Below are 25463 nucleotides of genomic sequence, written 5' to 3'. Positions count from 1 at the left end.
TCAGTCCTCGGAGGCGGCGGGTGCCGGAGAGGCCGGCTTCGGATCGGGCACGGAGGTGTCGCCCGGAGCCGGGAGTGCCTTCGTCTCGTCGTCGTCGCCATCACTGGCGCGTTCGTCGATCTGTTCGCCGATGTAGCGGATGACCACCGCGGCCACCGCCGCGACCGGCACCGCCAGGAACGCACCGATGATCCCGAACAGTGACGATCCGGCCGTCACCGCGAGCAGCACCACGGCTGCGTGCAGGTTCATCGACCGCGACTGCAGCACCGGCTGCAGCACGTTCCCCTCGATCTGCTGCACCGCGATGATGAGGACCAGCACGATGATCGCGGTCGTGAAACCGTTGGCGACGAGTGCGACCAGCACTGCCAGCGCACCGGCGACGAACGCACCGACGATGGGAATGAATCCGCCGATGAAGGTCAGGATCGCCAGCACGGGTGCGAGCGGGACTCCGAGGATCAGCAGGCCGATACCGATGAACAGGGCGTCGATGAAGCTCACCAAGGCCTGCGTGCGGATGAACCCGCCCAGCGTGTCCCACATGCGGCCGAGTACCGCTTCGAGGTGACGTCCGGCGCGGCCGCCGCTCACACGGTGTAGCCACGGCACGAAGCGCGGGCCGTCCTTGATGAAGAAGAAGGTCAGCACGAGGACGAGAGCGAGCGTGACGAGCAGTGAGCCCGCCGTGCTCACACCGGAGAAGACACCGCCCGCGATGGTGGCGGCACTGCCCTGCACCCGCTCGACCACCGCGTGGACGGCGTTGTCGAGTTGTTCGTCGCGCAGGTTGATCGGGGGTCCCTTCACCCATTCCTGCACGGTGTTGATGCCTTCGGTGGCCTTGTTGGCCAGGTCTGGCATCTGGGAGACCACCGACGGGACGATGCCGGCGATGATGCCGCCGACGATCGCGAAGAACATCACGAGGGTCAGGCCGGCCGCAGCAGCCGGAGGAACGCCGCGTTTGGTCATGAAGCGGGTGGGCGGCCACAGGATCGTGGAGACGACGATCGCGAGGGCGACCGGCAGCACGATCACCCACATCTTCTCGATGATCCAGCCGATCACCACCGCACCGGCGGCGATGACGACCAGGCAGGCCGACCACTTGGCGAGCCAGATTCCGCCCGTGCCCAGCAGGCTTCCGCGGTCGGGCTTCGCCGACGGCTTCCCACTGCTGTTTCCGCTGGGCGCGGTCTTCGATTCGGTCAACGACGGTCCTTCCGACATGTATCGAGCTCGATACCGATCGACAGTCGCCAATCTACGGTCACCGAGCGCCGCGCGTGGTCCGGACGACACGCCGGAAACGGCGCTGAAGGGTCCCCGGCCGTGGCATCCTCGAAACGTGACGAACCGAACGAGCCCGACCCGACGCCTGCGTGTACCTGCGGCGGCCGTGGCGGTCGCAGCCACTTTCGCGCTCACCGCGTGCAGCTCCGACGACACTTCCAGCAACGAGGACGTGCGGTCGTCGGCGGATGTCGCCGTTACGAGCGTTCAAGAGCAGGCCGAGGGTGCCATCTCGTCGGTGCAGAGCATCGCGTCCAGCGCGGCCGAGCGGGCCGGCGACATCTTCGACGAGGCGAAGCTCGACGTCTTCGTCGCGGCCTTCCGTACCGGTTATCCGCAGCTGTCGGCCGACCGGGAGACGCAGGACATCGAGTCCATCGTCACCGAGACCTGTCCGCTCATCGACGAGGGTGCGTCCGACCAGGAAGTGAACGCGAAGGTCCAGGAGGTCGCGACCAACGGATCGACCGTGCCCGACGAGGACCAGGCTGCGCGCATCGCGCAACTGGTGCGGGTGGCGTGCGGGTGAAATGAGCGGCGGGCGGCCGCGTAGAATACCGATTCCGTGAGCCTTACCCTCGGAATCGTCGGTCTTCCCAACGTCGGCAAGTCGACGCTGTTCAATGCGCTGACCAAGAACGATGTGCTGGCAGCGAACTATCCGTTCGCCACCATCGAGCCCAATGTCGGCGTCGTCGAACTGCCCGATCCGCGGTTGAACCGGCTCGCCGAGATCTTCGGTTCCGAGCGCATCCTTCCGGCCACGGTGTCGTTCGTCGACATCGCCGGCATCGTCAAGGGTGCCTCCGCCGGCGAGGGCATGGGCAACAAGTTCCTCGCCAACATCCGCGAGGCCGACGCCATCTGCCAGGTCGTGCGCGTCTTCGACGATCCCGACGTGGTCCACGTCGAGGGCAAGGTCGACCCGATGGCCGACATCGAGGTCATCGCGACCGAGCTGATCCTCGCCGACCTGGAGACGATCGAGCGGGCACTGCCGCGGCTCGAGAAGGAGTCCCGGAAGAACAAGGAACTCGTCGCTCAGCTGGAGGAGACGAAGAAGGCGCAGGCGATCCTCGAGGACGGCCGCACCATCTTCTCCGCCCAGGCCGAGGTGAAGGGCGAGCTGCTGCGCGACCTGCACCTGCTCACCGCCAAGCCGTTCCTGTACGTCTTCAACGCCGACGAGGCCGTCCTCACCAACGAGGAGCGCAAGGAGGAGCTGCGTAAGGCCGTCGCACCCGCCGACGCCGTCTTCCTCGACGCCAAGGTCGAGTCCGAGCTCCTCGAGCTCGACGAGGACGAGGCGATGGAGCTGCTCGAGTCCATCGGCCAGACCGAGGCAGGTCTGAAGCAGCTCGCGCGCGCCGGTTTCCACACCCTCGGTCTGCAGACCTACCTGACGGCGGGGCCGAAGGAATCGCGTGCCTGGACCATCCGCAAGGGCGACACCGCTCCCAAGGCGGCCGGCGTGATCCATACCGACTTCGAGCGCGGCTTCATCAAGGCCGAGATCGTCTCGTTCGCCGACCTCGACGCGGCCGGTTCGATGGCCGAGGCGAAGGCCAAGGGCAAGGTCCGCATGGAGGGCAAGGACTACGTCATGGCCGACGGCGACGTGGTGGAGTTCCGCTTCAACGTCTGACGAACGACATCGGGGCGTTCCTCCGTAGTCATCCGCATTTCGGTGTTCCCGACCTCGATATACGGGGTCGGGAACACCGAAATCGTTTCGGCACTCCCCATTCCGTAGCCGCAGCAGGAACTGCCCGGCATGCCGACGGAATCAACCGTGCCGGGCGACGTCCTCGCAGAGGATGCTCGGCCACTGTGCGAGATCGGCCGGGGTGTGCGCGATCTCCAGCTTCGCGTGGGGGAGGAGACCCACCAGCGCCTCCGCCGTGGACACCGGGTGGGCGGGATCATCGATCCACGCCAGCACCGTCACCGGGACGTCGATGCCGGACACGGCCTCCGGATCGGGTAGGTCGCTCAGCGCGGCGCCCCGGAACAGCGACGGCAGCAGTTCTTCGGTGACGTCGGGGACGGTCTCCGGCGCGTCGACGGTGGCCGGTGGACGTGGTGCATTCAGATCGCGCATGAGGAACGCCGCCAGTCCCTGCTGCTCGATGAGATCGGCGGCGGCCCGGTACTCGGCGGCCTTCGCGGCGCGGGTGGTCCAGGCGGTCGCCGGCACCAACAGCGTGAGGCTGCTGAACCGCTCCGGATCCTTCACCGCCGCGTGCAGCAGGGTCCCGGTGCCCATCGACGGCCCGACCCCGTGCACCCGCTCTCCGGGAAAGTAGTGATCGAGCAGCCGCAGCAGGTCGTCGGCGAGCACCGGCCAGCGGTAGTCCTCCGGCACCGCACGCCCCGTCGAGTGACCATGTCCCCGCGCGTCGTAGCGCAGCAGTCGGGTGCCGCTGAGACCGCGGCCCAGGTCGAGGTCCATGAGACGGTCGCGGTGGCGGCTCGAGGTCAGGCCGTGGAGCTGGACGATCGGGTGCCCACCCTCGTCGCTCAGCTCCACGTCGAGTTCGGCCCCCGGCACACTGAAGGTCGGCACGTCGTCTCCCGATGTCGGAAAGCAGTTGCTGGAGAAGGCGCCTAGGATACCCGGCATGCGGCTGACAAATGTGGCGCACCTGCGCCTGCCGTTCGGCCGACTGCTCGGTTACGACGTCACCGTCGCGGGGCTCGGCCGGGCGCTTCCCGTGTCGTTCGACCAGCGGCGGCACGTCGGCGCAGGCGATCGTCCCGGCTCCTGGATGGCTCTGTCCTTCCGTCTGTTCGAGCCGGTCTCGCCCGACGACCTCGCGGCCGCGTGGCTGGCGGTGATCGCGCGGCACGGCACCCTGCGCTCGGTGTTCACCCACGGCGACGACGGTGAGCCGCGTCTGCACGAGGCCGAGATCCGTCCGGGCGGCTGGGTCGAACATCCGATCGGCCCCGGTCAGGCCGTCAACGACGCCCTCCGGGACGTCCTCGACAGCGCATGTTCGCCCTACAATCGGCCGTCGCACCGACTATGCGTGCTCGAGACCGCTACGGAACCGACCGTCGTGGTGGCCGCCGATCACTCGCACGTCGACATGTGGTCGATGCTGGTGATGGCCCGCGACCTGCTCGCTGCCCTCGCCGCCGTGCGCGCGGGACGGGAACCGTCCCTGTCGCCGACACCGGCCTTCGCGGAACACACCCGGGCACTGCAGGACCGTCCGGCCGCACCCGCCGAAGTCCACGAGCGCTGGGCCGAGGTGCTCGCCGCCAGCGGTGACGTGATGCCGCGCTTCCCGCTCTCCCTCGGAGTGGCGAGTTTCCAACGCGAACGCGTGGAGGTGCGCGACGTGCTCGACGTCGACGACAGCGCCGCGTTCTCCTCCCAGGCCAAGGACGACGGGGTGTCCACCCTCGCACTGGTGGTCGCGGCCATGACCGAGGTGACCCTCGAACTGGCCGGAGCCCCGTTGCGGTCGGTGTTCCCGGTGCACAGCCGGTACGACGCCACCTGGCACGACTCCGTCGGCTGGTTCATCACCAATTCGGTGCTCGAATCGTCCGTCCCCGAACCTCGCGCGGCCGCGGACGCCGTCAAGGAGGCGGTCCGGCTCGGATCCTGGCCCCTCGAGGACATCCTGCGCCCGTGGGGCGGTATGCCGGAGGTCCCGGGCATGTTCGCGATCTCCTGGCTGGATCTGCGCAGGCTTCCCGTCCGGGTCGACGCCACCGGCCTCGAGGCGCAGTACGTCGGCGCGACCATCCGCACCGACGGGGTGATGCTGTGGTTCATCCTCGACGACTCGGGTCTGCACCTGCGGTGCCGCTATCCCGATACCGTCGAGGCTCGACGGCACGTCGGTGGCTGGCTGGACCTGCTCATCGCCCGGTTGCAGGCCCGCGCCCGCGAATCGGTCGGCGGGCAGATCCGGTTGGGCGACAGTAGCTATCGGGTTCAACGTGCCGATCGATCCGACGTAGCGGCGATCGCCGCATTGCTCTCCGACGACGAGCAGACCCCCTGCGACGGTGCGGAACTCGCCCGATACGAAGAGGCCTACGACGCCGTCGCCCGCGACCCCTCGCACTACCTCGCGGTGGTGCGCGACGAGGTCGGCCGGATCGTCGGCACGATGCAGTTGACGATCGTGCCGGGTCTGTTCCGTGGCGGTGCCACCCACCTGCTCGTCGAAGGAATCCGGGTCGCCTCGTCCGAACGTTCCCGCGGCATCGGCACAGCCATGCTCGAGTGGGCCCACGATCACGGCCGGAACCGGGGTGCCACGCTCGCGCAGATCGCGGTGGACGCGTCCGATGAGCGGGCTCGGATGTTCGGGGCGCGGCTCGGCTACGGCTGCACCCAGGTTGGACTCGAACGGGCGCTCTGACGTCGGCCGACTCGATGGCCGAGGACTACGTCGTGGCCGACGGCGACGCGCTGGAGCTCCGCATCGTCGTGTAGCGCGTCCTGTGCCGATCCGGATCCGTTCCGGTGGACGTGGGTGCGCCGCGTGCGACGAGATGACGGACGACGTACTCCGCGTCCGCGCCGGCCCCGCCGACGAGCATCGACCGGAACGACGACTGGAAGCACAGACCGGTGAAGTACAAGCCGGGCACCGAGGGAACCACGCCGCGTTCCTCGCGCGGCCAGCCATCCGTGTCGAGCACCTGTAGGTCGATCCAGTTGTAGTTCTGGCGGAATCCGGTGCACCACACAATATTCGTCACGTCGAGAATCCGGCCGTCGGACAGTGCGGGGCGGAGTTCGGCCACGCCGGTCACCCGCTCGGTGATCCGGGTGACGCCGCGTGCGGCCAGCTCCCGCCGGCGGATTCGCAGCAGCGGCGCGCCGTGACGCCGTTCGTCCTCGCGAGCCCGTCGTCCCATCGGGGTACGCACGGACAGCACATGGCCCCACGCGAACCACAGGATCGGGAACAACACGCGCATCGCGGGACTGTCTACGCGCACCGGCAACTGCCCGGTGTCGCGTCCGCACAGGATCGTCGGATGGGACGCCGCCAGCTCGTAGGCGATCTCACTGCCGGAATGAGAGGCTCCCACCACGAGCACCGGACCGTCACGCAACTGCGACGGATCGTGATATTCGCTCGAATGCAACTGCACGATGCCGGGATCCAGTTCGAAAGCGAAGTCGGGGACGCGTGGGGTTCGACCGAACGTGCCCGTGGCCACGATGACGTTGTTCGCCTCGATCCGCGTGTCGCCGCAGTCGAGGGCGAACCGGTCACCGTCGTGGGAGAGTCGGCGCACCCGGGTGTTACCGAGTACGGGCAGATCGAATCGGGAGGCGTAGGACTCGAGGTAGTCGGCGAGCTCGTCCTTGGTGGGGGAGCGGTGCGGGTCGCCCGGGAACGACATGCCGGGCAGTCCGTCGTAGCCGGCGGGACTGTACAGGCGTAGCGAGTCCCAATGGCAGCGCCAGTTGTCGCCGATGCGTCTGTACGTGTCGACGATGAGGAACGGACGGCCACGACGGGCCAGATGGTAACCGGCGGACAGGCCTGCCTGACCTGCGCCGACGACGACGGTGTCGATCTGTTGGGGTGCGCTGTGGACGGTCATGACGACTCCCCGAGGTGAGGGAACTACACCGACGACGTTAGGCACTGCCGCCCCTCGGCCGCGTCGGGAGGAGTGTGCAATCGAAGGTGGCAGCGTATGGGCAGTTCTACCCAGTCAGAGCAGGCGATGCTCGTACGCGTAGGCCGTCGCTGCCGCTCGTGAGGACACCTCGAGCTTGGTGAATATGTTGCTCAGGTGCCGGGCCACCGTCTTCTCGCTGATGACGAACTCGTGGGCGATGGCTCGATTCGTCTTGCCCGTGGCAACGGCGCGCAACACCTGGACCTCCCGGGGCGTCAGCCCGTTCGGTGCGTCGGCGAGTTCGGGACCGCGGAGCTCACGCAGATCCGGCAACGCGTGCAGATCGTGGAAGACCGATGCTGCCGAGTCGAATTCGAGCCGGGCGTCATCGTCGTCGCCGAGTGCGGCGCAGCATCGACCCTGCAGCACTCGTACCCGGGCACGTTCGTAGGGTGCACCGAGGTCACGCCATCGCCTGCCGGATCGCCGCAGCCGTTCGAGGGCGCCGCAGGGGTCACCTTCGGCGAGCAGGACCGAGCCCTGCGCGTGGTCGGCCATCGCTGCCAGTGCAGGGGCGTCCTGCGTCCGGGTCAGCGCCTCGAGTTCGTCGGTGCTGCGCCGGGCTGCGGCGACATCTCCGGTGGCGAGCGCGATCTCCGTGTGGGCGGCGAGCATCCGCGGCCGGTCGAGATTCGAGGCTTCGCCGAGACCCCGGAGGATTCCGGCGACCGCTGCGGTGGTGTCGCCCTGTCTCAGACGCAGCAGAGCAAGACCCGGCTGTACCTCCTGCCCGTACATGCCCGCTGACCTGTAGGCGGCTTCCGCCTCGGCGAACTCACCGCGTAGACGATGCAGTTCGCCCTGCTCGTACAGGGCCATTCCCATCGCGGGTTGACCGGGCGGATCCGACAGTCGCTGCAGTGCGAGGCGGGCGAGGTCCATCGCCTGCGACCAGTCGCCCTCGAGTTGCAGCATCTGGGCGCGATGGACCAGGCACTGTCCCCGGAAGGGCACGAGTCCGGACTGATCGTCGCACCAGCGGCCGAGGGCCTGAGTCCACTCCTTCGCCCGTTGCAGATGATATGTGCCGTAACAAGTCTCGATGACAGCGCAGTACACCAGTCCGGAGACGACGGGCGAGACCTCGCCCAGTCCGACAGCGACGAGTACCTCGTCGAGTGTCCGCAGCCCGCCGTCGACGTCGCCGAGCAGGACTCGGCACTGTCCGATGCCCAGCGAACCGAGAGCGAGGAGATCGGCATCGTGGCAGGCCCGTCCGATGCGCTGAGCTGCGGTGAAGATCGGCAGTGCCTCGGTCGGCCGGTTCGCGTACATCTGCTGTACTGCTCCGGGGATCATCAGGAAGCCGCTGGTCGCGCAGTCCGGTCGGTCCGGGACACCCGACTGTCGGGCTCGCTCCAGCCAACCTCCGGCCCGTGCTACTTCACCGCGTCCCATCAACAGGAAGCACAACCAGAAGGCGCTGATACCCGCGCTCTCGGTTTCGCCGGCTTCGAGATGTGCGGCGAAGGCGCGCTCGTACAGTGCGACGCTGGCGTTGTCGTGACCTGCGAGGTACGCGGCTCGGGCGAACAGATCGAGGTCGTCCGCGGACAGGGCGGCGAGTGTGTCGGCGCTGCGGAATCCGTCCAGGGCACGCGGCCACTCGCGCGCGCGGTACGCTGCCCGCGCGTGGTCCAGGACCGCCGACCTGCCCATGTTCGCTCCCGCGATCGAGCGCCGCCGACACCGGCTGATTGCGATCCTACGCCCGCGGATACGCAGGGTCGTCGGTGTGCGCGCGGCTCACGACGGTCGCATGCCCGCCAGAACGATCGACACCAATCGTGGAACGAGTTCCGGGGTCACCGCACGGATCGCGTCGGGTAAGGGACGGGTGATCAGGCCGATCGCCAGGACCAGTTCCAATGCGTCGAGGTCGGGGCGCACGATGCCGGCGGATCGCACCGCGTCGAGCAGCTCCTCGACCCCGGCGAGCGTCTGCGCCTGGGCGTCGCGCACCGATTCGGAGATCTCGTCGGTCACGAATTCGGCGAGGGTGGCCGAGAGTGCACCCAGGTCGAGTTCGACCAGCCGTTGCACGTAGCCCACCCAGGCGTCCTCGGGTGAGGAGCCGACGCGCTCCAGGGCCTCGGTGCCCGCTGCGCGCATGTCGGCGAGGATCGTCAGCGCGACCTCGTCGGCCAGCGCGGCCCGGGACTCGAAGTTCCGGTAGAGGGTAGCGATGCCGACTCCGGCGGCCTCCGCGACCGCCTCGAGCGCGACGTCGCTGCCGTGGACGGCGAACAGCCGGCGCGCCTCCTGGACGATCAGCTGACGACGCTTCGCGGCATCGGCACGCATCGGTTGCCTTCCTTCCGGAGTGGGCTGTGAGGAACTTCGCTTGACATGTCCATCCTAACCGGAGGATTATTCTCCGATAGAAGTGGAGGAAAATCATCCACTTAGCGATGGTTCGGACAAGGAAGACGCGATGGCAGACGCCGCTACGACGACAGTTCCCGACGCGGGTGACTCCACCGCGCGCAAGCCGCATCCCGCGCTGACGGTGCTGGGAATGACGTGCGGGCTCGGGGTGATCCTCGTGCTCATGCTCTTGGTCTTCATCATGCCGTCACTGAAGAGCGGACCGCACGACCTGCAGGTCGGCATCGTCGGAACCTCTGCAGCGGCAGAAGAATTCGAGACGTCGCTCGCGACGGCCGCCCCCGACGCCTACACCTCGCAGCGATTCGCCTCCGAGCAGGAACTGCGCGACGCCATCCACGACCGCGACGTCATCGGAGGGTTCGTCGTCGACGAGTCGGGCGTCCGCACGCTGGTCGCCGGCGCGGGCTCGACCGCCATCTCCGGTTCGCTCGCCGGAACCTCGCAGGCGGTCGGCGGAGCACTCGGGGCCGACGTGACCGTCGAGGACGTCGTTCCGTTGCCGGAATCCGACCCCACCGGTATCGGCATCGGTGGTCTCGCCTTCCCGCTCGTCTTCGGTGGCATCGTCCCGGTCGTCGCATTCCGGAAGATCCTGCCGCGCAGCGACGGCTGGTACCTGACCGGCCTGCTCGTCTTCGCTGCCGTCGGTGGCATCGTCGTCGCGTCCATCCTCACCTTCGCGTTCGGAAGCATCGGATCGACCTTCTGGCCGGTCGCGGGATCCATGGCCCTCGGTATCGCCGCCCTTGCACTCCCGTTGGCCGGACTCCAGAAGGCCTTCGGCGCCAAAGGGTTCACCATCGGTGCGATGGCCATGATGTTCCTCGGCAATCCGCTGGCCGGTATCGCGACGACGTCGGCATGGCTGCCGTCCGGACTCGGTACCTTCGGTCAGATCCTTCCCCCGGGTGCTGCCGGAACCCTCGTGCGCTCCGCGGCATACTTCGACGGTGCCGGCGGATTCGTCGCGCTGTCGACCCTCGCCACGTGGATCGTCGTGGGACTCGTGCTCTACGCGGTGGGCATGCGACATGCGGTGGGTGAGGAAGCGACAGAGCGTCCTTCGGCGCAGGTCACGGCCTAGCGGACTACTTCGAGCGGTCCTTCCTCGGGCGTCGGCGGCTCGAACCGCTCGAAGTACTCCGTCGCCGTCCGCTCGGTCAGCGGCCAATCGTCCGCCCACCTCCCGTGCCGGTCGCCGACCCGGCTCAGGATGGTCTCGAGCTCCGTCGCGATGTACACGGTCTCCGGCACGATGCCCTGCGGTGCGAGCAGTGCGCGAAACTCGTCACGTTGTCGCCGGAACCAGAATCCGAAGTCGAGCACGACATCGTTCCCGGCTGCCACATGGCGCAGCAAGCGCGCCTTCAGGTCTGCTGATACCTCGGCCACCACGTCGGCGGAGGGCATGGTCGTGATCCCGCGATCCCAGAACTCCACCTCGTACGACAGACGCGTCCAACCCTCGCGCTCCAGGCGCTTGGCATAGGTGGTCTTACCGGCACCGGCCGGGCCGCACATCATCACGACGCGAGACACTCGGGTCCTGTTCGCTGCCATCGGGCCGACGGTACGCACCGCCACCGACATCGAGACCGATAACGCTCATCGCTGATCCGAATCGATCGGGCCTGATCCGCACCCCTGGGCGCCAGGGCACCGCGTCACGTGGAGGCCTTCTCGATCTTCGGTGAGAGTCTGCCGATCACGGCGCTGCCGATGATGCCGACGACGATCATGCCGATCCCGACCGCGTCCGGTATCGAGTCGGTGACCCACCCGAAGATCCCCGCGACCAGCACGAACGTCGGCAACCAGTCGATCAGCTTCAGGAGCGACGGGGCGGGTTCGGACTCGCCCTGCGACGCCGCGAACTTCGCACCGGCGTAGTCCGGATAGAACTCGGTGAAGGAGACCGCGAAGAAGATCGCCGCGAGCTGAAGCACCCAACCGGTCCAGAAGTTGCCCGGGTCGCGCATCACGGCGTCGCCGATGAATCCGACGATGGCGGAGAAGGTGAACGCACCGGCCCAGACCGCGGAGATCACGTAGTTGATCTTCATGAACAGGGGAGACGTCCAGTATTCCTGGGGCGTGTCCTCTTTCGCGTAGGGGAGTGTGAACGGTCTGCGCGCGATCAGGGTGGCGACGACGAACACCGCGAGCGCGATGTTGGTGAGTTCACCCGCCCAGATCTCCATCCAATCGATGACACCGTCCGACGCGATGAGGCCCACCGCGGCCAGCACGACGAAGAACGCCGCGCCGAACACGTCGAGGGCGTGTATCTTGATGCCGCGTCGCGCGCCCACCCACATCGTCAGCAGGACGAGGCCGAGAGCGAAACACACCGCTTCCTCGAACCGTCCCGGGGCCGACAGGACGGACATGAGGATCCACGGTGCGATGCCCGACAGTGGCGACCGGAGGTAACCGTCGACGACCTTGGTCATGCCTACCAGCGTATTTCGTGAAGCCGGGCATGTCGGAGTTTTCGGAGGATCGAGCAGGATCCGTTCGGGCGCCCTCAGTCCTGCGTGGTCGGTGCTTCGGCCAGGCTGCGCCGGGTGGAAAAGTGACGCTCGACCCCCGACAAGGGGTCGACGAATTCGAGTTCGCGCGCGAGCAATTGGAGGGGGAGCGAATGGTCGTCCGGTGTCTCGGGCAGCAACACGGGATACCAGTGGTCGCCGAGGATCCCGATACCGAGCGCCGCGAGGTGTACTCGCAGCTGATGCATCCGACCCGTGTGCGGGCGCAGCAGGGTGTGCAGGACGGCCCGTCCGGACCTGCTCATCCCGGATCCGAGCACCTCGATCAGCGTCTCCGAGTTGGGTTCGCGGGTGTCGTCGACGACGACGCGCAACTCACCGCGCCGCGCCTCTATGTGGTTGCGGTACAGCACGGGGACCGGACGTCCGGCGATCTCCGGCGCTCCCGGATCCCATTCCGCCGGCAGTGCGGACACCGCCTCGTACACCTTGGTGACCCGACGCTTCTCGAACAGGGACTGGTAGGCGCCGCGCGTCCCGGGCCGGGCCGAGAACATCACGAGCCCGGCGGTCGCCCGGTCGAGCCGGTGGATCGGTGTCAGATCCGGGTTGTCGAGGCGGGTCCGCAGTCGGACCAGTGCCGATTCGCGCAGGTAGCGCCCACCCGGGGTGGTGGGCAGGAAATGCGGTTTGTCGACCACGACGAGGTCGTCGTCGATATGCAGGATCTCCTCGTGGAACGGCACCGGTTCCTCGACGGGCAGATCGCGGTAGTACCAGACGAACCTGTGCGCTCCGAGTTCGGTGCCGCGACCGATGGGTTCTCCGTCGATCCCCACGATCTCGCCGGCGTCGAAGCGACGGTAGAGATCGTCGGCGTCGAGATGGTCGAAACGCGCGACGACGTACTCGGCGACCGTCGACCACGGACCGGAGGTCGGAACACGCAGTCGCGTGGGCCCGACCCCGTTCCTGACGGGCAACGGTGAGGGCATCGGCACGGGCACCATCCTCCCATCGGCCGCGACGTGAGCTGCGCCTCGGGTGATCGGCGACGGCGCGATCAGGACTTGTCGAGATCCACGGGCACACCGTTCTGACACCATGTCCGCATGACTGCACCGGCCCGGCTCGGCATCCCGACCGGCACGCTCGCGCTGCTGGCCGCCCTGTACTTCGCGCAGGGTCTGCCGTACGGGTTCTTCACGCAGGCGCTTCCGGTGGTGCTCCGCGAGTCCGGCTTCTCGTTGATCGCGATCAGCGCGACGGGTGTGCTCTTCGCGCCGTGGGCGCTGAAGTTCCTGTGGGCGCCGTACGTCGACCACTACGGGACCCGGCGGCAGTGGCTGCTCTCGCTCCAGCTCGCCGCGTCGGCGGTGTCGTTGATCCTGGCGTGCCTCGACCTGTCGTCGACGCTGCGGTGGCTGCTCGTCGGCATCGCGGTGGTCAACGCCCTCTCGGCCACGCAGGACGTCGCGACCGACGGTCTGGCCGTGCAACTGCTCGGACCGAAACAACGCGGGCTGGGGAACGGCATCCAGGTCGGCGCGTACCGCATCGGGATGATCGTCGGCGGGGGAGCACTGCTGTGGGTGTTCTCCCTCGCGGGCTGGCGCAGCCTGTTTCTCGCGATGGCGTTCCTGCTGGTGCTGACGACGATCCCGGTGTGGCGACTGCCGCGCACAAAGCGACCGGCCACGCCGGATCGGGAACCGAGAGGCGCGACCCGCATGACGGTCGCGTGGTGGGCGCGGCTGCGCCGCCCCGGCATGCTCGCGTTCATCCTGCTCATCGGGGGTTTCAAGTTCGGCGACTCGATGGGTTCGGCGATGGTGGGACCGTTCATGTCCGACTCCGGACTCACCCTCGGGCAGATCGCGCTGGTCAAGGGAGTGCTGTCCTCGGCAGGCGCCCTCGGCGGCGCCGCACTCGGTGGGTGGCTGTGCTTCCGTCGCGGTCGCCGGCAGGCCCTGCTGATCGGCGGCGTCACCCAGACGGCGAGCCTCGCGCTGTACGTCGTCGCGTCGCTCGGCTACGGCGGGTTCGGGCTCATCGTCTCCGCGAGCCTGGCTGAACATGTCCTCGGTGGTGCCGCGACGGTCGCGGTGTTCACGCTCATGATGGACGCCGCGGACAGGGACCACGCCGGCAGCGACTACACCCTGCTCGCGTGCGCGATCGTCGTCGTGCAGGGCATCGCGGGATTCACCGCCGGTGTGGTCGGAGACGTCTTCGGCTATCCCGCGCTGTTCGGCACCAGCCTGGTGTTGTCGGGAATCGGATGCGCCGTCCTGCTGCTCGCCCTCGATCGGGGCATCGGACCGAGCGGGGTGCACGGGGTGTGGCGGAGCGGCGCGGGGCAGGCGGTCTCGCGACCCCGGTAATCACCGGTACTGCTGATCACCGCGACCAGTACTGCAGCATCGGCTCCTCGGCGAGCACCGTCGACCCCTCGGAGATGACGAGAGCACTCGACGAGATGCTGTACTGCACACCGGCGTTCGTGGCGGTGAAACCGTCGCCCGAGGGCACGGGATCGTCGATCTCGATCGCTGCCCCGTCGTTCGTACGGACGCCCTTGTAGTAGTACCGCCCGGCGCCGGTCTCGCACACCACGACGAGCGAGTCGGCCGTCTGCCCGATGGCGACGGCGGGATTCGTGTGGTTGCACCGTGCCTCGGGGATGCCGACGAAACCCTGGGGGTCGGTGTCCTCGGAGGCGGACACGGGCGGTAGCGGACGTGCGGGTCCGGTCGCGGGTGCGGGATTGCCGGTCGCCGTGAGTTCGAGGTCCTCGATCCGCAGTGCCACGTCGCCCGGAAGCACGGTGACGTAGCTGTTGCCCTGCACGATGCTGTTTGCCGTGATGCACTCGAAGTCGCCGGTCAGGCACGACAGCCGCTCCCAGTAACCACCGAGCGAATCCGTCGGGCGTAGCGCGTATTCACCGGGAGCGATGTCCACCCCGACCTTCAGGGTGCCGTTGGTCGGGAAGCCGCTCGGGGCGGACCGGCTCGCCTGTGTTCGCGGGGCGGGCGGATCCGTCTCCGTCGGCGGGGCCGCGGACGGCGACACGGTGACCGTCACGGTCGACGGGGACGGACTCGCGGCGACAGCGCCCTCCGATCCCGGATCGGACGAGCGGGTCAGGACGACGACCAGAGTGGCGACCGCGGCGACGACGGCGACGAGCAGGGCACCGCCCACCAGCCACGGCCACTTCGGTCGTCGCGGCGGGGTCGGGGTAGGCCAGGGTGGCGGGGGAGCGCCGTAGCCGTAGCCGTATCCGTCCGGCGGAGGCTGCATGGACATACGGGTCCCTTCGCTGTCGCGGTGGTGTGCCTCCTGATATCGCTGCCGATGTCTCCCGCTGTTACGTCGACTGGGGTGGCGCTATCCGGTGCGCTGCAGGTCGGTGCAGGAAAGGGTCAGTTCGGCGAGATCGTCCAGGGAGACGGGCAGCACCCGTGCGAGGGCGGCGATCGTCGCGAAGGCCGGCGTCGCCAGTCGTCCGGTCTCGATCTTCCGAAGGGTCTCCGGTGAGATGTCGGCGGCCCGGGCCACCTCGGTGAGCGTCCTGCTGCCTCGGGCTTCGCGCAGCCGCCCGCCCAGGCGTTTACCGGCGGCCAGTTGTTCCGGGGTCAGGGGGAGTCGCACCATGACCCGCAGTCTAACCGCGTCGGTATGAAAATACCGACCGTCGCGTTAGGGTGGTATTTAAATACCGTCTTGTGATCCTGAGGAGTACACCCGTGTTGGAACTGAAGACCCCCGGTGAGCTCGCGGCAATGGACGTGACCGGCACGTTCATCGCCGAGTTGCTCGACGACCTGACGGGCCGCGCCCGACCCGGCGTGAACCTGCTCGACCTCGAACAACGCGCACGGGACATGATCGAGGAACGCGGCGCGGTCTCGTGCTACTGGGATTACGCGCCGTCGTTCGGGAGCGGGCCGTTCCGCAACGTGATCTGTCTCTCCGTCAACGACGCAGTGCTGCACGGGCTCCCGCACGACTACGTGCTCCGGGACGGCGACCTGCTCAGCATGGACATCGCCGTCTCGATCGACGGCTGGGTCGCCGATTCGGCGCGCAGCATCATCGTCGGCGCGGAGCGTCCCGAGGACCGGCGTCTCGTCGAGGCGACCGAGGTGGCACTGGCCGCGGGTATCGCCGCCGCGCTCCCCGGCAACCGCCTGGGCGACATCTCCGCGGCGATCGGTGCCGTCGCGACCGAATACGGCTATCCCGTCAACACCGAATTCGGTGGTCATGGCCTCGGTCGCACCATGCACGAGGATCCGCACGTGGCGAACGCCGGACGCAAGGGTCGCGGGCTCGTGCTGCGTCCCGGCCTGACGCTCGCCCTCGAACCGTGGTTCGCGGCGGGGACGGACAAGATCGTCTACGACCCCGACGGCTGGACCATCCGCTCCGCCGACGGTTCGCGCACCGCGCACAGCGAACACACGATCGCGATCACCGAGGGTGAACCGCTGGTGCTGACGAAGCGAGAGCGTGTCACCGAATAGGGGTGTCACCGAACAGTTCCGGACAACAGGAACATTCGGAGTAGACGCGCGGGTTTCCGTTCGGTCCGTTATGGTCGGTGCACCGACGGGCGAAAGGCGATGCCGATGCCGCTGTACGAGTTCCGATGCGCCGACTGCGGGCCGTTCGACGTCTCCGTTCCGATGAGCGAGATCTCCTCGTCGACACCGTGCCCGCAGTGCGCTCGGCAGGCTCGTCGTTCGCTCACCGCGCCCCGTCTCGGCCGAGGCGGTTCGGCGGCGATGCGCCTGCACGACGCCACGACACGGACCGCGTCCGAACCCGACGTCGTCTCGGGCGCCCTGCCGGGTGCGCCGAGACGTCCGGCGCGGCCGGTCACCACCGATCCCCGGCACCGATCGTTACCCCGACCCTGATCCGTCACCGCTGCAGGAGGTCCCGTGCCCGACGTCGTGTTCCCCCTCGATTCGACCCGCCGGTTCACCGATCAGGAGAAGATCGGCCACAACCGCTGGCATCCGGACATCCCGCCCGTCGCGACGCTGAAACCGGGGGACTCCTTCCGCGTGCACTGCCGCGAATGGTTCGACGGCGAGATCCACAACGACGACTCCGCCGACGACATCCGCAATGCCCCGCTGCACATCGTGCACGCGTTGTCGGGACCGTTCGCGGTGGAGGGTGCCAAGCCCGGCGACCTGCTGATCGTCGACATCCTCGACATCGGCCCGATCCCGCAGGAGGACTCGGGTCCGCTCGCCGGGCAGGGTTGGGGGTACACCGGCATCTTTGCGAAGACGAACGGCGGAGGATTCCTCACGGATCAGTTCCCCGACGCCTACAAGGCGGTCTGGGACTTCTCCGGGCAGAAGGCGACGAGCCGCCACGTGCCCCACGTGTCGTTCACCGGCATCGTGCACCCCGGCCTGATGGGGACGGCGCCGTCGCACGAACTGCTGTCGACGTGGAACACCCGGGAAGCGGCGCTGATCGCGACGGATCCCGACCGTGAGCCGGCACTGGCGCTGCCACCCGAGCCGAACGGAGCGATTCTCGGCAGCCTGTCGGGCGCCGATTTCGACCGGGTCGCGGCCGAAGCGGCACGCACCGCTCCACCGCGGGAGAACGGCGGCAACCAGGACATCAAGAACCTCACGAAGGGAAGCCGGATCTTCTATCCGGTCTTCGTCGACGGTGCGAATCTGTCGGTCGGCGACCTGCACTTCTCGCAGGGTGACGGCGAGATCACCTTCTGCGGCGCCATCGAGATGGGCGGGTTCATCGACCTGCGCGTCGACCTGATCCCCGGTGGCATGGAGACCTACGGGGTGAGCGAGAACGCCATCTTCATGCCGGGCAACACCGACCCGCAGTACTCCGAGTGGCTCGCGTTCTCCGGCACGTCCGTGACGCTCGACGGCGAACAGCGGTATCTTGATTCTCAATTGGCGTACCAGCGAGCGTGTCTGCACGCCATCGACTACCTGACGAAATTCGGCTACAGCCCCGAGCAGGCGTATCTCCTACTCGGGGCTGCACCCATCGAGGGACGCTTGTCGGGTGTCGTGGACATCCCGAATTCGTGTGCCACGGTGTATCTTCCGACGGCGATCTTCGACTTCCCGGTCGCGCCCACCGCTTCCGGTCCGGTGACGATCGATCCGGGTATCGGCGCGCCGCGTTCGTCGGCGTGAGGGCCGCGAAAATCGTTTGTCCGGTGTGAGCGGTGCGCGTACCGTCCTCGGGTCGGTACATACGCGAACGAAAGGTGGTCCCGGCCATGGACCCGCTCACCGAACGGGACATTCGAACATCCTTCGTCAACTGCTCCAAGGGTGACGCGAAGCGGCTTCCGGTGCCGCGCGATCTCGACGACCGGCCGTGGGACGAACTCGACTTCCTCGGCTGGACCGATCCGTCGTTCCCCGGACGCGGCTACATCGTCGTCCCCCGCGACGGCGAACTCGTGGGTGTCGCCATGCGGTTCGAACAGCAGGGCTCGGGCAAGACGCAGATGTGCACGATCTGCCTCACCACCCACACCCGGGGTGGCATCGCGCTGATGACGGCGAACAAGGTCGGCGATGCGGGTCGAGCGGGCAACGCGATCGGAACGTACATGTGCATCGACCTGCAGTGCTCGCTGTATGCGCGCGGCAAGAGGAAGCCCGCACTGGGCAGCCGGTACCGCGAGGATCTCGAGCCGGAGGAGAAGGCCGAACGCGTCCGCGAGAATCTCGGGGCGTTCGTCGATCGCCTGTACGCCTGACGGGCGAACCCGGTCCTTTCAGGGCGATGCGGGGTTGCGCAGGTGCGCACGCTCCCCGTTCTGATCGAGGATCGTGAGGATCTCCACCGGTCCGTCGTGCGCGCTGATGGCGTGTGGCGTCATCGTCGAGAACTCGGCGGCGTTGCCCTCCTGGATGAGGATCGTCCGCTCGCCGAGTTGGAGCCGGGCAGTGCCGGTCAGGACGGTGAACCATTCGTGCCCCGGGTGCACCGGGAGTGTGCCGGCCGGCACCGGCTCCTGCTTCGTGATCCGCATCTTGGCGATGGTGACGCCGCCCAGTGATCGTTCCCGCGACAACAGCCAGGTCGTGTACCCCGGGGTGTCGCAGGGCTGAGGTCTGATCACCACGTCCTGGTCCTCGCCGGATTCGACGAGCTGGTCGATCGTGGTGTCGAGTGCCCGCGCGATGGGGACGAGCTGGTCGAGTGCGATCCTGCGACGGCCCGTCTCGATGCGGCTCAGGTTCGACGGGCTGATGTGGCACCGGGCTGCGAGAGCGTCGAGGGTCCACCCCCGCGCGAGCCGCAGGCTGCGGATGCGCTGGCGGATGAGTTGGTCCAGATCGGACGTTTCTTGCTCCATAGGCAAGAGTGTATGCCGAAACTGGATGACGCGTCCTAACGTGGAGTCATGCACCACCACGCCCACCACGCACCGCACGACCACGCTCACGACGAGTCGATGGCCGAGGTGCTCGACCTCGACGCCGCGATGAACCGGCCCTACTTCGAGTCGTTGCTCGACCGGGTCGCCGGACAGCTCGAGCGCGAACCGCGCACCGTCGTCGACATCGGCGCCGGCACAGGAACGGGCACCCTCGCCCTGGCGCGCCGCTTCCCCCACGCGCAGCTCGTCGCTCTCGACCGGTCCGCCGGGATGCTCGAGCGAATCCGGAAGACCGCCGAGCACAACGGGTTCGGTGATCGGATCCGGACCGTCGAGGTCGACCTCGATGCAGGACTTCCGGCCGTCGGCGCGATCGACCTCGCCTGGGCGGCACTGTCCCTACACCACATCGAGGATCCGGATGCGACGCTCCGGCAACTCGCCGAGGCGATGGCACCCGGGGGGACGGTGGTCGTCACCGAGATGGAGTCGCAACCACGATTCCTGCCCGACGACATCGGTATCGGTACGCCGGGACTCGAAGCGAGATGCCACGAGGCCGCGGCGTCCCGAGGGTGGAACAGGTGGCCCGACTGGAGCGACACTCTGCGTCGCGCCGGATTCGAGATGGTCGAGATGCGCCGCGACGAACTCGGTGCCGACGTCGACGACACCGCACGCCGATACGCCCACGCGGTGCTGAGCCGGATGCGGACCGGCCTCGGCAACGCCGTGTCCGACGAGGATCTCGACACGCTCGATCGGCTCGTCGGCGACGGTCCCGATTCGGTGCTGCACCGGGCAGATCTGGTGGTGCGTGGGCCCCGAACCGTGTGGATCGCACAGGCAATCAAGGAGGAGAGCCGATGAACACCCAGGAGAACCCCACGCAGGACGGTTACGACGTCGTCGTGATCGGCGGCGGCCCGGCCGGACTGAGTGCCGCCACCGCGCTGACACGCTCGCGCCGCTCGGTGCTCGTCGTCGATGCCGGTGAACCGCGCAACGCCCCAGCGGTGGCCGCGCACAACGTGATCGGGCACGAAGGCATCGCGCCGACCGAACTCCTGGCTCTCGGGCGGAAGGAGACCGCCGGATACGGCGCCGAGATCCTTTCTGCACGAGCAGAATCCGCTCGTCGTAACGACACGGGATTCGAGATCGGTCTCTCCGGCGGCACCACTGTGCAGGCACGTCGGCTGATCCTCGCGACGGGACTGGTCGACGAGCTGCCCGACCTGCCCGGAGTCCGCGAACTGTGGGGCAAGAGTGTCCTGCACTGCCCGTACTGCCACGGCTGGGAGGTTCGGGACCGGCGCATCGGCGTGATCTCCTCGGGGCCGATGAGCGTGCACCAGACCCTGTTGTTCCGTCAGCTCAGCGACGACGTCACCTTCTTCACCCACTCCGCGCCCGCCCTGGAAGCCGAGGCCCGCGACCAGCTCGAGGCACGCGACGTGCGGATCGTCGACGGCGCCGTCGCGGAACTGCGAGCGGACGGCGAGGAGGTCCGTGCCGTGGTGCTCGAGGACGGCACCGAGATCGAGGCCGACGCCGTGGTGGTCGCACCGCGTTTCGTCGCCCGCGCCGATCTGTACGAGCAGCTCGGCGGAACGGTCACCGACCATCCCGTGGGCACCCTCATCGAGACCGATCCGACGGGGAAGACCGCTCTGCCCGGCGTGTGGGCGGCGGGCAACTCCGCCGACCTCTCCGCGGTGGTCGTGGTCGCTGCAGGCGCCGGCGTGATGACCGGGGCGGCGGTGAACGCCGATCTGATCGCAGAGGAGACGGCTGCGGCGGTGGAGGAACGAGCCGCACGCGGACTCACCTTCGCCGAATAGCCTTGTCAGACATACGAGAACGGCCGGGCGAGCACACGCTCACCCGGCCGATTCGCGATCTGCGTCAGAACGGATAGGGCGCGATGTCGGGACGTACCGTGACCCACTGGGTCTCGGTGAACGCCTCGATGTTCGCGGCCGGACCGCCGAAGCGGGAACCGGTACCGGATGCCCCGACCCCGCCGAAGGGAGCGTTGGCCTCGTCGGCGACGGTCATCTCGTTGATGTGGATCTTGCCCGAGTGGATCCGGTCGGCGATCTTCATCGCCTGTCCCACATCGCCGACGATGCTCACCGACAGGCCGTACTCGGACGCATTGGCCAGCTCGACGGCCTCGTCCGCGTCGGAGAACTTCAGCACCGGTGCGACGGGACCGAAGATCTCCTGGCCCCAGGCGGGCATCTCGGTGGTCAGATCGGTCAGGACGGTGGGCCGGTAGAACAACCCCTCGTGCGTGCCGCCGGCAGCGAGAGTGCCGCCTGCGGCCACGGTGTCCTGCACGATCGTGTCGATGTTCGCCAGCTGACGCTCGTCGATGATCGGGCCCAGGTGCACGGGGCCGCCCGCGGGATCGCCGACGACGAGCGCATCCGCCTTCGCGGCGAGGGCGCGCACGTAGTCGTCGTAGACGGACTCGTGCACCAGGTGCCGGCCGGTGGTCATGCAGATCTGGCCCTGGTGGAAGAACGATCCCATCGCGCCGACACCGGCAGCGAGATCGACGTCGGCGCCGGGGAGCACGATCATCGCGTTGTTGCCGCCGAGTTCGAGGTGGGTGCGCTTGAGATGCTCCGCGCCGGCCTTGCCGACGTGGCGTCCGGCGGCGGTGGATCCGGTGAACGACACCACCCGCACCTCGGGAGCATCGACGGTCGCGGCGCCGACGTCACCACCACCGGGCAGCACCTGCAGCACACCGGCGGGCAGTCCGGCCTCCTCGAAGATCCGGGCCACGGCGACACCACCGATGACGGTGGTACGCGGATCCGGCTTGAGCAGCACCGCATTGCCGAGAGCGAGGGCCGGGGCGACCGAGCGCATCGCGAGCAGCAACGGGAAGTTGAACGGCGCGATCACCGAGACGACGCCGGCGGGCAGTCGGCGCGCGATGGACCAGTGACCGTTGTCCGACGGCAGGTACTCACCGTGCGGATGGGTGGGCAGCGCCGACGCCTCGAAGCACTCGGTGGCGGAACCGAACACCTCCATGGCGGCCTTGTCCGGGATCGATCCGGCCTCGCGGAGACCCCAGCCGATGAGTTCGTCGGCGTGTTCGCGGAACTTCTCACCGGCGCGACGGAGGATCTCCGCACGCTCGGACGGCGCGGTGGCGGCCCAGGACTTCTGCGCGGCGGCGGCAGCGCGGGCGGCGGCGTAGACGTCCTCGGGGTCGGCCAGGCCGATCTCGGCGATCTGTTCCCCGGTCGAGGGGTTGGTGACCTTCGTGGTGCCACCGTTGCCGGGGCGCCAGCCGTCGAGATGGATCTTTCCCGTCCACAGGGCTTCGTCGAGCAAGGCCATAGGGTTCTCCTCAGCGTGGTCGTCGCCGTCCCGCGCGCGTGGGACACGATGTGTTCCACGAGTGTGGGAGCGATGACGGCTCGCAGGATCGACTCTTCTCATTCAACGAGAAAGCCTGCGACAGTTCTGACGGACGAGCGCGCCACGCGGACGGGGTCCGCGTGGCGCGTCGTGTGTCGAGGGGAGAGCCGTCAGCCGGCAGCGACGAGCCGACGCTCTTCGGGGGTGGGTTCGGACGACAGGATCGCCGACTCGAGCAGCTCTTCCGCCTGCTCGTCCGACAGCGACATGCCGAGGGAGAGTTCGGCGAGGACGGAACTGTGTGCAGTCTTCAGCATGCCCTTCTCGCCCGCCGACAGGCCCTTCAGATGTTCGCGACGAGTCAGGTCGCGAACCACGGCGGCGGTGACGTGGAGGTCACCGACGTTCAGCTTCTCCCGGTTGCTCTTGAATCGTCGCGACCATGTCTGTTCTTCGTGTTCGGTGGGGGCGTGCAGGATCGCGAACAGTTCTGCGAGTTCGCTCGGGTCGTAGACGTTGCGCAGTCCGATCTCCTCGGCCTTCCCCACCGGCACGGCGACCATGAGGTCGGAGCGATGAATCTTCAGTTGCAGATACGGCACGGGCGACTGCTTGATCGTCCGGGTGATGATCGCGGACACCGTGGCGGGTCCGTGATGGGGATGGACGACGATCTGTCCGGTCGAGAACTGCATACGACTTCTCTCTGTCGGTGGGTGTCACACCCGGTCGTCCGATTCGTAAGGGCACGAACGGAACCGCACGACCGTCGCATCACTGCAACGCTCCGGGAGCGAGGACTGATGCGGACGCGGGAAGGCTCATCCATTCGGATGATCGAGCCGGAACCCGCGAGGCGACATGTCCCATCATCGCAGGTCGCCCGCGCGCACGTCCGCTGTGGGGTAGGTCACACGGGCTCGACGGTGGCCGACGCCCCGCGGTCGAGCCACACGTGGGGGAAACATTTGACATGATCGGCGGGCCGGACGCGCCGGTGCGAACGCAGAGCAGGAGTGACAATTGGCCGAGGACGTCACCGAGAACAGGCCTCGTCGCCCGATCGGACCCCGGGTCGTGCTCGTTCTGGCATTCGTCGTGGTGGTCACGGCCGCCGCATTCGTCCTCACCCCCGTGCCGGGGTCACTGGTGGTGCGCAAGGTGTTCGAACGCGACGCGCGGGAGCAGACCGAGAAGCTCGCGGTGGACGCTCCGGAGACGGACTTCGTCGCCGACCTCCACTACCGGGAGGACGACCCGGACGCCTACCTCGACGTGTACACACCGCCAGGGACCACCGAGGCGCTGCCGACGATCGTGTGGACGCACGGCGGCGCATGGTTGTCGGGTAATCGCACCAACTACGCGGGCTACTACAGGCGTCTCGCGGCCGCCGGGTTCACCGTGGTGTCGGTCGGCTACTCGCTCGCACCGGGCCACCGCTATCCGACCCCGGTGCGGCAACTCGTCGATGCACAGCGCTACCTGCTCGAGCACGCCGACGAACTGCACATCGACACCGAGCGGATCGTGCTCGCCGGAGACTCGGCCGGGGCGCAACTGTCCGCGCAGATCGCCGCGGCGGTCACCGACCCCGACTACGCCGCGACCCTCGGTGTCGACCCGGCGTTCACACCGGAGAACGTGCGCGGTGTCGTGCTCAACTGCGGCATCTACGACGTGTCCGCGATCGGTGGGAGCGGCGGGCTGATCGGATGGGGCGTCGAGCAGGCGATGTGGGCCTACACCGGCGCCCGGGAATTCGCTACTTCGGATGCGGCGGGCCAGATGTCGGTGTTGAACTCGGTCACCGAGAACTTCCCGGCCACCTACATTTCCGGTGGCAACGCCGATCCGCTCACCGCCACCCAGTCCGAGAGGCTCGCGCAGCGACTCACCGGACTGGGTGTGCAGGTGGATGCGTTGTTCTATCCGGACGATCACACACCGGAACTGGCACACGAGTACCAGTTCGATCTGTCCACTCCGGATGCGCGTGCCGCGCTCGAGCGGACGATCGATTTCGTCCGCAAGGTCACGACGTAGCGCGCGCGGGGATCTCGGCGACGACGCGTTCGGCGAGCGGCCGCGAGGAGGCCGGGTTCTGGCCCGTGTACAGGACGCGGTCGACCACCACGTGCGGCTCCCAGGCGTCCGCGGACGAGAAGACCGCGCCCGCCTCCTGGAGACGGTCCTGCAGCAACCAGGGTGCCTTGTCGGCCAGTCCCGCCTGGACCTCCTCGACGTTCGTGAACGCCGTCAGGCTGTAACCCTCGAACAGCCAGCGGCCGCCGGACTCGTGGGCGGGAAGCAGGGCCGCCGGGGCGTGGCACACCATCGCGACCACCTTGTCGGCCTCGACGAAGTGCCGCACGAGTTCACCGAACCGCTCGTCGACGGCGAGATCCTCCATCGGGCCGTGGCCACCGGGCACGAACAGCAGGTCGAAGTCCTCGGCCCGCTGGTCCTCGAGCACCGCTGCACCGGAGAGTACCGGCTGCAACTTCTCGAGCGACGACTTCAACTCGGCCACGCGGTCCTCACCGCCTGCGGCGTCGGGTTCGAGGCTGGCCTGGTCCACGACGGGCGTGCGGCCGCCCGGAGTGGCAACGGTGATGTCGTAACCGGCCTCGTCGAAGACGGTGTACGGCTCGACGAGTTCCTCCGCCCAGAAGCCCGTGGGATGGCGGGTGCCGTCCTGCAACGTCCAATGATCGGCGGAGCTGACGACGAACAGGATGCGGGTCATGGTGTGTCCTTTCGAATGAACGTAGACGTCGCGTACCCGCTGCGAGCGGGACCGACACGGGGGTGACGAC

General features: G+C 68.0%; 26 protein-coding genes. 12 read left to right on the top strand and 14 right to left on the bottom strand.

The annotated features are described in order from the left end of the window. On the bottom strand, positions 1-1218 hold the full coding sequence (locus ACWPOC_RS09165; RefSeq protein WP_225623736.1) for an AI-2E family transporter: 1218 nt from the start codon (positions 1216-1218) through the stop codon (positions 1-3). 136 nt (positions 1219-1354) lie between these two features. Between ACWPOC_RS09165 and ACWPOC_RS09160 the strand changes: the two genes are divergently transcribed. Both ACWPOC_RS09160 and ychF read left to right on the top strand, forming a co-directional pair. Beyond that, positions 1355-1828: a hypothetical protein gene (locus ACWPOC_RS09160; RefSeq protein WP_455408439.1), complete on the top strand. Its 474-nt coding sequence runs from the start codon at positions 1355-1357 to the stop codon at positions 1826-1828. Positions 1829-1864: 36 nt separating this feature from the next. Further along, positions 1865-2944, top strand: a complete 1080-nt coding sequence (gene ychF / locus ACWPOC_RS09155; RefSeq protein WP_016693933.1) for a redox-regulated ATPase YchF — start codon at positions 1865-1867, stop codon at positions 2942-2944. Positions 2945-3085: 141 nt separating this feature from the next. Here ychF and ACWPOC_RS09150 read toward each other — a convergent pair whose 3' ends face one another. Beyond that, positions 3086-3865 (bottom strand): alpha/beta fold hydrolase, encoded by a 780-nt coding sequence (locus ACWPOC_RS09150; RefSeq protein WP_455408438.1) that lies wholly within the window; start codon positions 3863-3865, stop codon positions 3086-3088. 55 nt (positions 3866-3920) lie between these two features. On the opposite strand from ACWPOC_RS09150, the gene ACWPOC_RS09145 reads away from it, so the two are divergent. Then, complete coding sequence (locus ACWPOC_RS09145; protein WP_455408437.1) at positions 3921-5684, top strand: GNAT family N-acetyltransferase; 1764 nt, start codon at positions 3921-3923, stop codon at positions 5682-5684. A 25-nt stretch (positions 5685-5709) separates the two neighbouring features. Here ACWPOC_RS09145 and ACWPOC_RS09140 read toward each other — a convergent pair whose 3' ends face one another. From ACWPOC_RS09140 to ACWPOC_RS09130, 3 genes are all read right to left on the bottom strand, one after another. Further along, positions 5710-6885, bottom strand: a complete 1176-nt coding sequence (locus tag ACWPOC_RS09140; RefSeq protein WP_455408436.1) for a flavin-containing monooxygenase — start codon at positions 6883-6885, stop codon at positions 5710-5712. Positions 6886-6999: 114 nt separating this feature from the next. Further along, positions 7000-8625: a LuxR family transcriptional regulator gene (locus tag ACWPOC_RS09135; protein ID WP_120281783.1), complete on the bottom strand. Its 1626-nt coding sequence runs from the start codon at positions 8623-8625 to the stop codon at positions 7000-7002. An 87-nt stretch (positions 8626-8712) separates the two neighbouring features. Beyond that, positions 8713-9270, bottom strand: coding sequence for a TetR/AcrR family transcriptional regulator (locus ACWPOC_RS09130; protein ID WP_455408435.1), 558 nt, complete (start codon positions 9268-9270; stop codon positions 8713-8715). 130 nt (positions 9271-9400) lie between these two features. Here ACWPOC_RS09130 and ACWPOC_RS09125 point away from each other — a divergent pair, with 130 nt between their 5' ends. Continuing rightward, the gene (locus ACWPOC_RS09125) at positions 9401-10441 is read left to right on the top strand and encodes an ABC transporter permease (RefSeq protein WP_120281785.1); all 1041 of its coding nucleotides are present in this window, start codon (positions 9401-9403) and stop codon (positions 10439-10441) included. Here ACWPOC_RS09125 and ACWPOC_RS09120 read toward each other — a convergent pair. The 3 genes from ACWPOC_RS09120 to ACWPOC_RS09110 form a co-directional block, all read right to left on the bottom strand. Beyond that, positions 10438-10917, bottom strand: coding sequence for an AAA family ATPase (locus ACWPOC_RS09120; RefSeq protein WP_225623737.1), 480 nt, complete (start codon positions 10915-10917; stop codon positions 10438-10440). The two genes, ACWPOC_RS09125 and ACWPOC_RS09120, sit on opposite strands and share 4 nt — an antisense overlap. 104 nt (positions 10918-11021) lie before the next feature. Next, on the bottom strand, positions 11022-11810 hold the full coding sequence (locus ACWPOC_RS09115) for a DUF3159 domain-containing protein (protein WP_230790899.1): 789 nt from the start codon (positions 11808-11810) through the stop codon (positions 11022-11024). A 74-nt stretch (positions 11811-11884) separates the two neighbouring features. Further along, complete coding sequence (locus ACWPOC_RS09110) at positions 11885-12859, bottom strand: pseudouridine synthase (protein WP_268655316.1); 975 nt, start codon at positions 12857-12859, stop codon at positions 11885-11887. A 102-nt stretch (positions 12860-12961) separates the two neighbouring features. Here ACWPOC_RS09110 and ACWPOC_RS09105 point away from each other — a divergent pair, with 102 nt between their 5' ends. Further along, positions 12962-14233, top strand: coding sequence for an MFS transporter (locus ACWPOC_RS09105; RefSeq protein ID WP_159418951.1), 1272 nt, complete (start codon positions 12962-12964; stop codon positions 14231-14233). Between the two features lie 16 nt (positions 14234-14249). On the opposite strand, the gene ACWPOC_RS09100 is transcribed toward ACWPOC_RS09105, so the two are convergent. Next, positions 14250-15161, bottom strand: a complete 912-nt coding sequence (locus ACWPOC_RS09100; RefSeq protein WP_147414385.1) for a hypothetical protein — start codon at positions 15159-15161, stop codon at positions 14250-14252. Positions 15162-15242: 81 nt separating this feature from the next. Then, complete coding sequence (locus ACWPOC_RS09095) at positions 15243-15509, bottom strand: helix-turn-helix domain-containing protein (protein ID WP_060651790.1); 267 nt, start codon at positions 15507-15509, stop codon at positions 15243-15245. A gap of 92 nt (positions 15510-15601) precedes the next feature. On the opposite strand from ACWPOC_RS09095, the gene map reads away from it, so the two are divergent. The 4 genes from map (at position 15602) to ACWPOC_RS09075 (ending at position 18630) form a co-directional block, all read left to right on the top strand. Further along, on the top strand, positions 15602-16381 hold the full coding sequence (gene map, locus ACWPOC_RS09090) for a type I methionyl aminopeptidase (protein WP_120281790.1): 780 nt from the start codon (positions 15602-15604) through the stop codon (positions 16379-16381). Between the two features lie 99 nt (positions 16382-16480). After that, the gene (locus tag ACWPOC_RS09085) at positions 16481-16777 is read left to right on the top strand and encodes an FmdB family zinc ribbon protein (RefSeq protein ID WP_120281791.1); all 297 of its coding nucleotides are present in this window, start codon (positions 16481-16483) and stop codon (positions 16775-16777) included. A gap of 24 nt (positions 16778-16801) precedes the next feature. Continuing rightward, positions 16802-18055, top strand: a complete 1254-nt coding sequence (fmdA, locus tag ACWPOC_RS09080) for a formamidase (protein WP_120281792.1) — start codon at positions 16802-16804, stop codon at positions 18053-18055. Between the two features lie 86 nt (positions 18056-18141). Then, positions 18142-18630: an FBP domain-containing protein gene (locus tag ACWPOC_RS09075; RefSeq protein WP_120281793.1), complete on the top strand. Its 489-nt coding sequence runs from the start codon at positions 18142-18144 to the stop codon at positions 18628-18630. An 18-nt stretch (positions 18631-18648) separates the two neighbouring features. Here the strand turns inward: ACWPOC_RS09075 and ACWPOC_RS09070 are convergent, their stop codons facing one another. Continuing rightward, positions 18649-19233, bottom strand: a complete 585-nt coding sequence (locus ACWPOC_RS09070) for a helix-turn-helix domain-containing protein (RefSeq protein ID WP_120281794.1) — start codon at positions 19231-19233, stop codon at positions 18649-18651. A gap of 48 nt (positions 19234-19281) precedes the next feature. On the opposite strand from ACWPOC_RS09070, the gene ACWPOC_RS09065 reads away from it, so the two are divergent. Then, positions 19282-20127, top strand: coding sequence for a class I SAM-dependent methyltransferase (locus ACWPOC_RS09065; RefSeq protein ID WP_258260567.1), 846 nt, complete (start codon positions 19282-19284; stop codon positions 20125-20127). Next, positions 20124-21101 carry an NAD(P)/FAD-dependent oxidoreductase gene (locus ACWPOC_RS09060; RefSeq protein WP_455408434.1) on the top strand — a complete coding sequence of 326 codons (978 nt, stop codon included), beginning with the start codon at positions 20124-20126 and terminating at the stop codon, positions 21099-21101. The genes ACWPOC_RS09065 and ACWPOC_RS09060 overlap by 4 nt, the downstream gene beginning before the upstream one ends. Before the next feature lie 64 nt (positions 21102-21165). On the opposite strand, the gene ACWPOC_RS09055 is transcribed toward ACWPOC_RS09060, so the two are convergent. Beyond that, positions 21166-22623: a benzaldehyde dehydrogenase gene (locus ACWPOC_RS09055; protein ID WP_120281797.1), complete on the bottom strand. Its 1458-nt coding sequence runs from the start codon at positions 22621-22623 to the stop codon at positions 21166-21168. A 191-nt stretch (positions 22624-22814) separates the two neighbouring features. Continuing rightward, positions 22815-23339 (bottom strand): CarD family transcriptional regulator, encoded by a 525-nt coding sequence (locus tag ACWPOC_RS09050; protein WP_120281798.1) that lies wholly within the window; start codon positions 23337-23339, stop codon positions 22815-22817. 328 nt (positions 23340-23667) lie between these two features. Here ACWPOC_RS09050 and ACWPOC_RS09045 point away from each other — a divergent pair, with 328 nt between their 5' ends. Next, the gene (locus ACWPOC_RS09045) at positions 23668-24690 is read left to right on the top strand and encodes an alpha/beta hydrolase (RefSeq protein WP_455408433.1); all 1023 of its coding nucleotides are present in this window, start codon (positions 23668-23670) and stop codon (positions 24688-24690) included. Here the strand turns inward: ACWPOC_RS09045 and ACWPOC_RS09040 are convergent. Then, a complete protein-coding gene (locus tag ACWPOC_RS09040) occupies positions 24680-25393 on the bottom strand; it encodes a type 1 glutamine amidotransferase domain-containing protein (RefSeq protein WP_120281800.1) in 714 nt (237 codons plus the stop codon). The genes ACWPOC_RS09045 and ACWPOC_RS09040 overlap by 11 nt on opposite strands. Positions 25394-25463 lie beyond the last annotated feature (70 nt).

The sequence above is a fragment of the Rhodococcus sp. 5G237 genome (assembly GCF_053764735.1).
The sequence above is the reverse complement of the archived record's forward strand: the minus strand, read 5'-3'. Positions and strand labels throughout refer to the sequence as shown.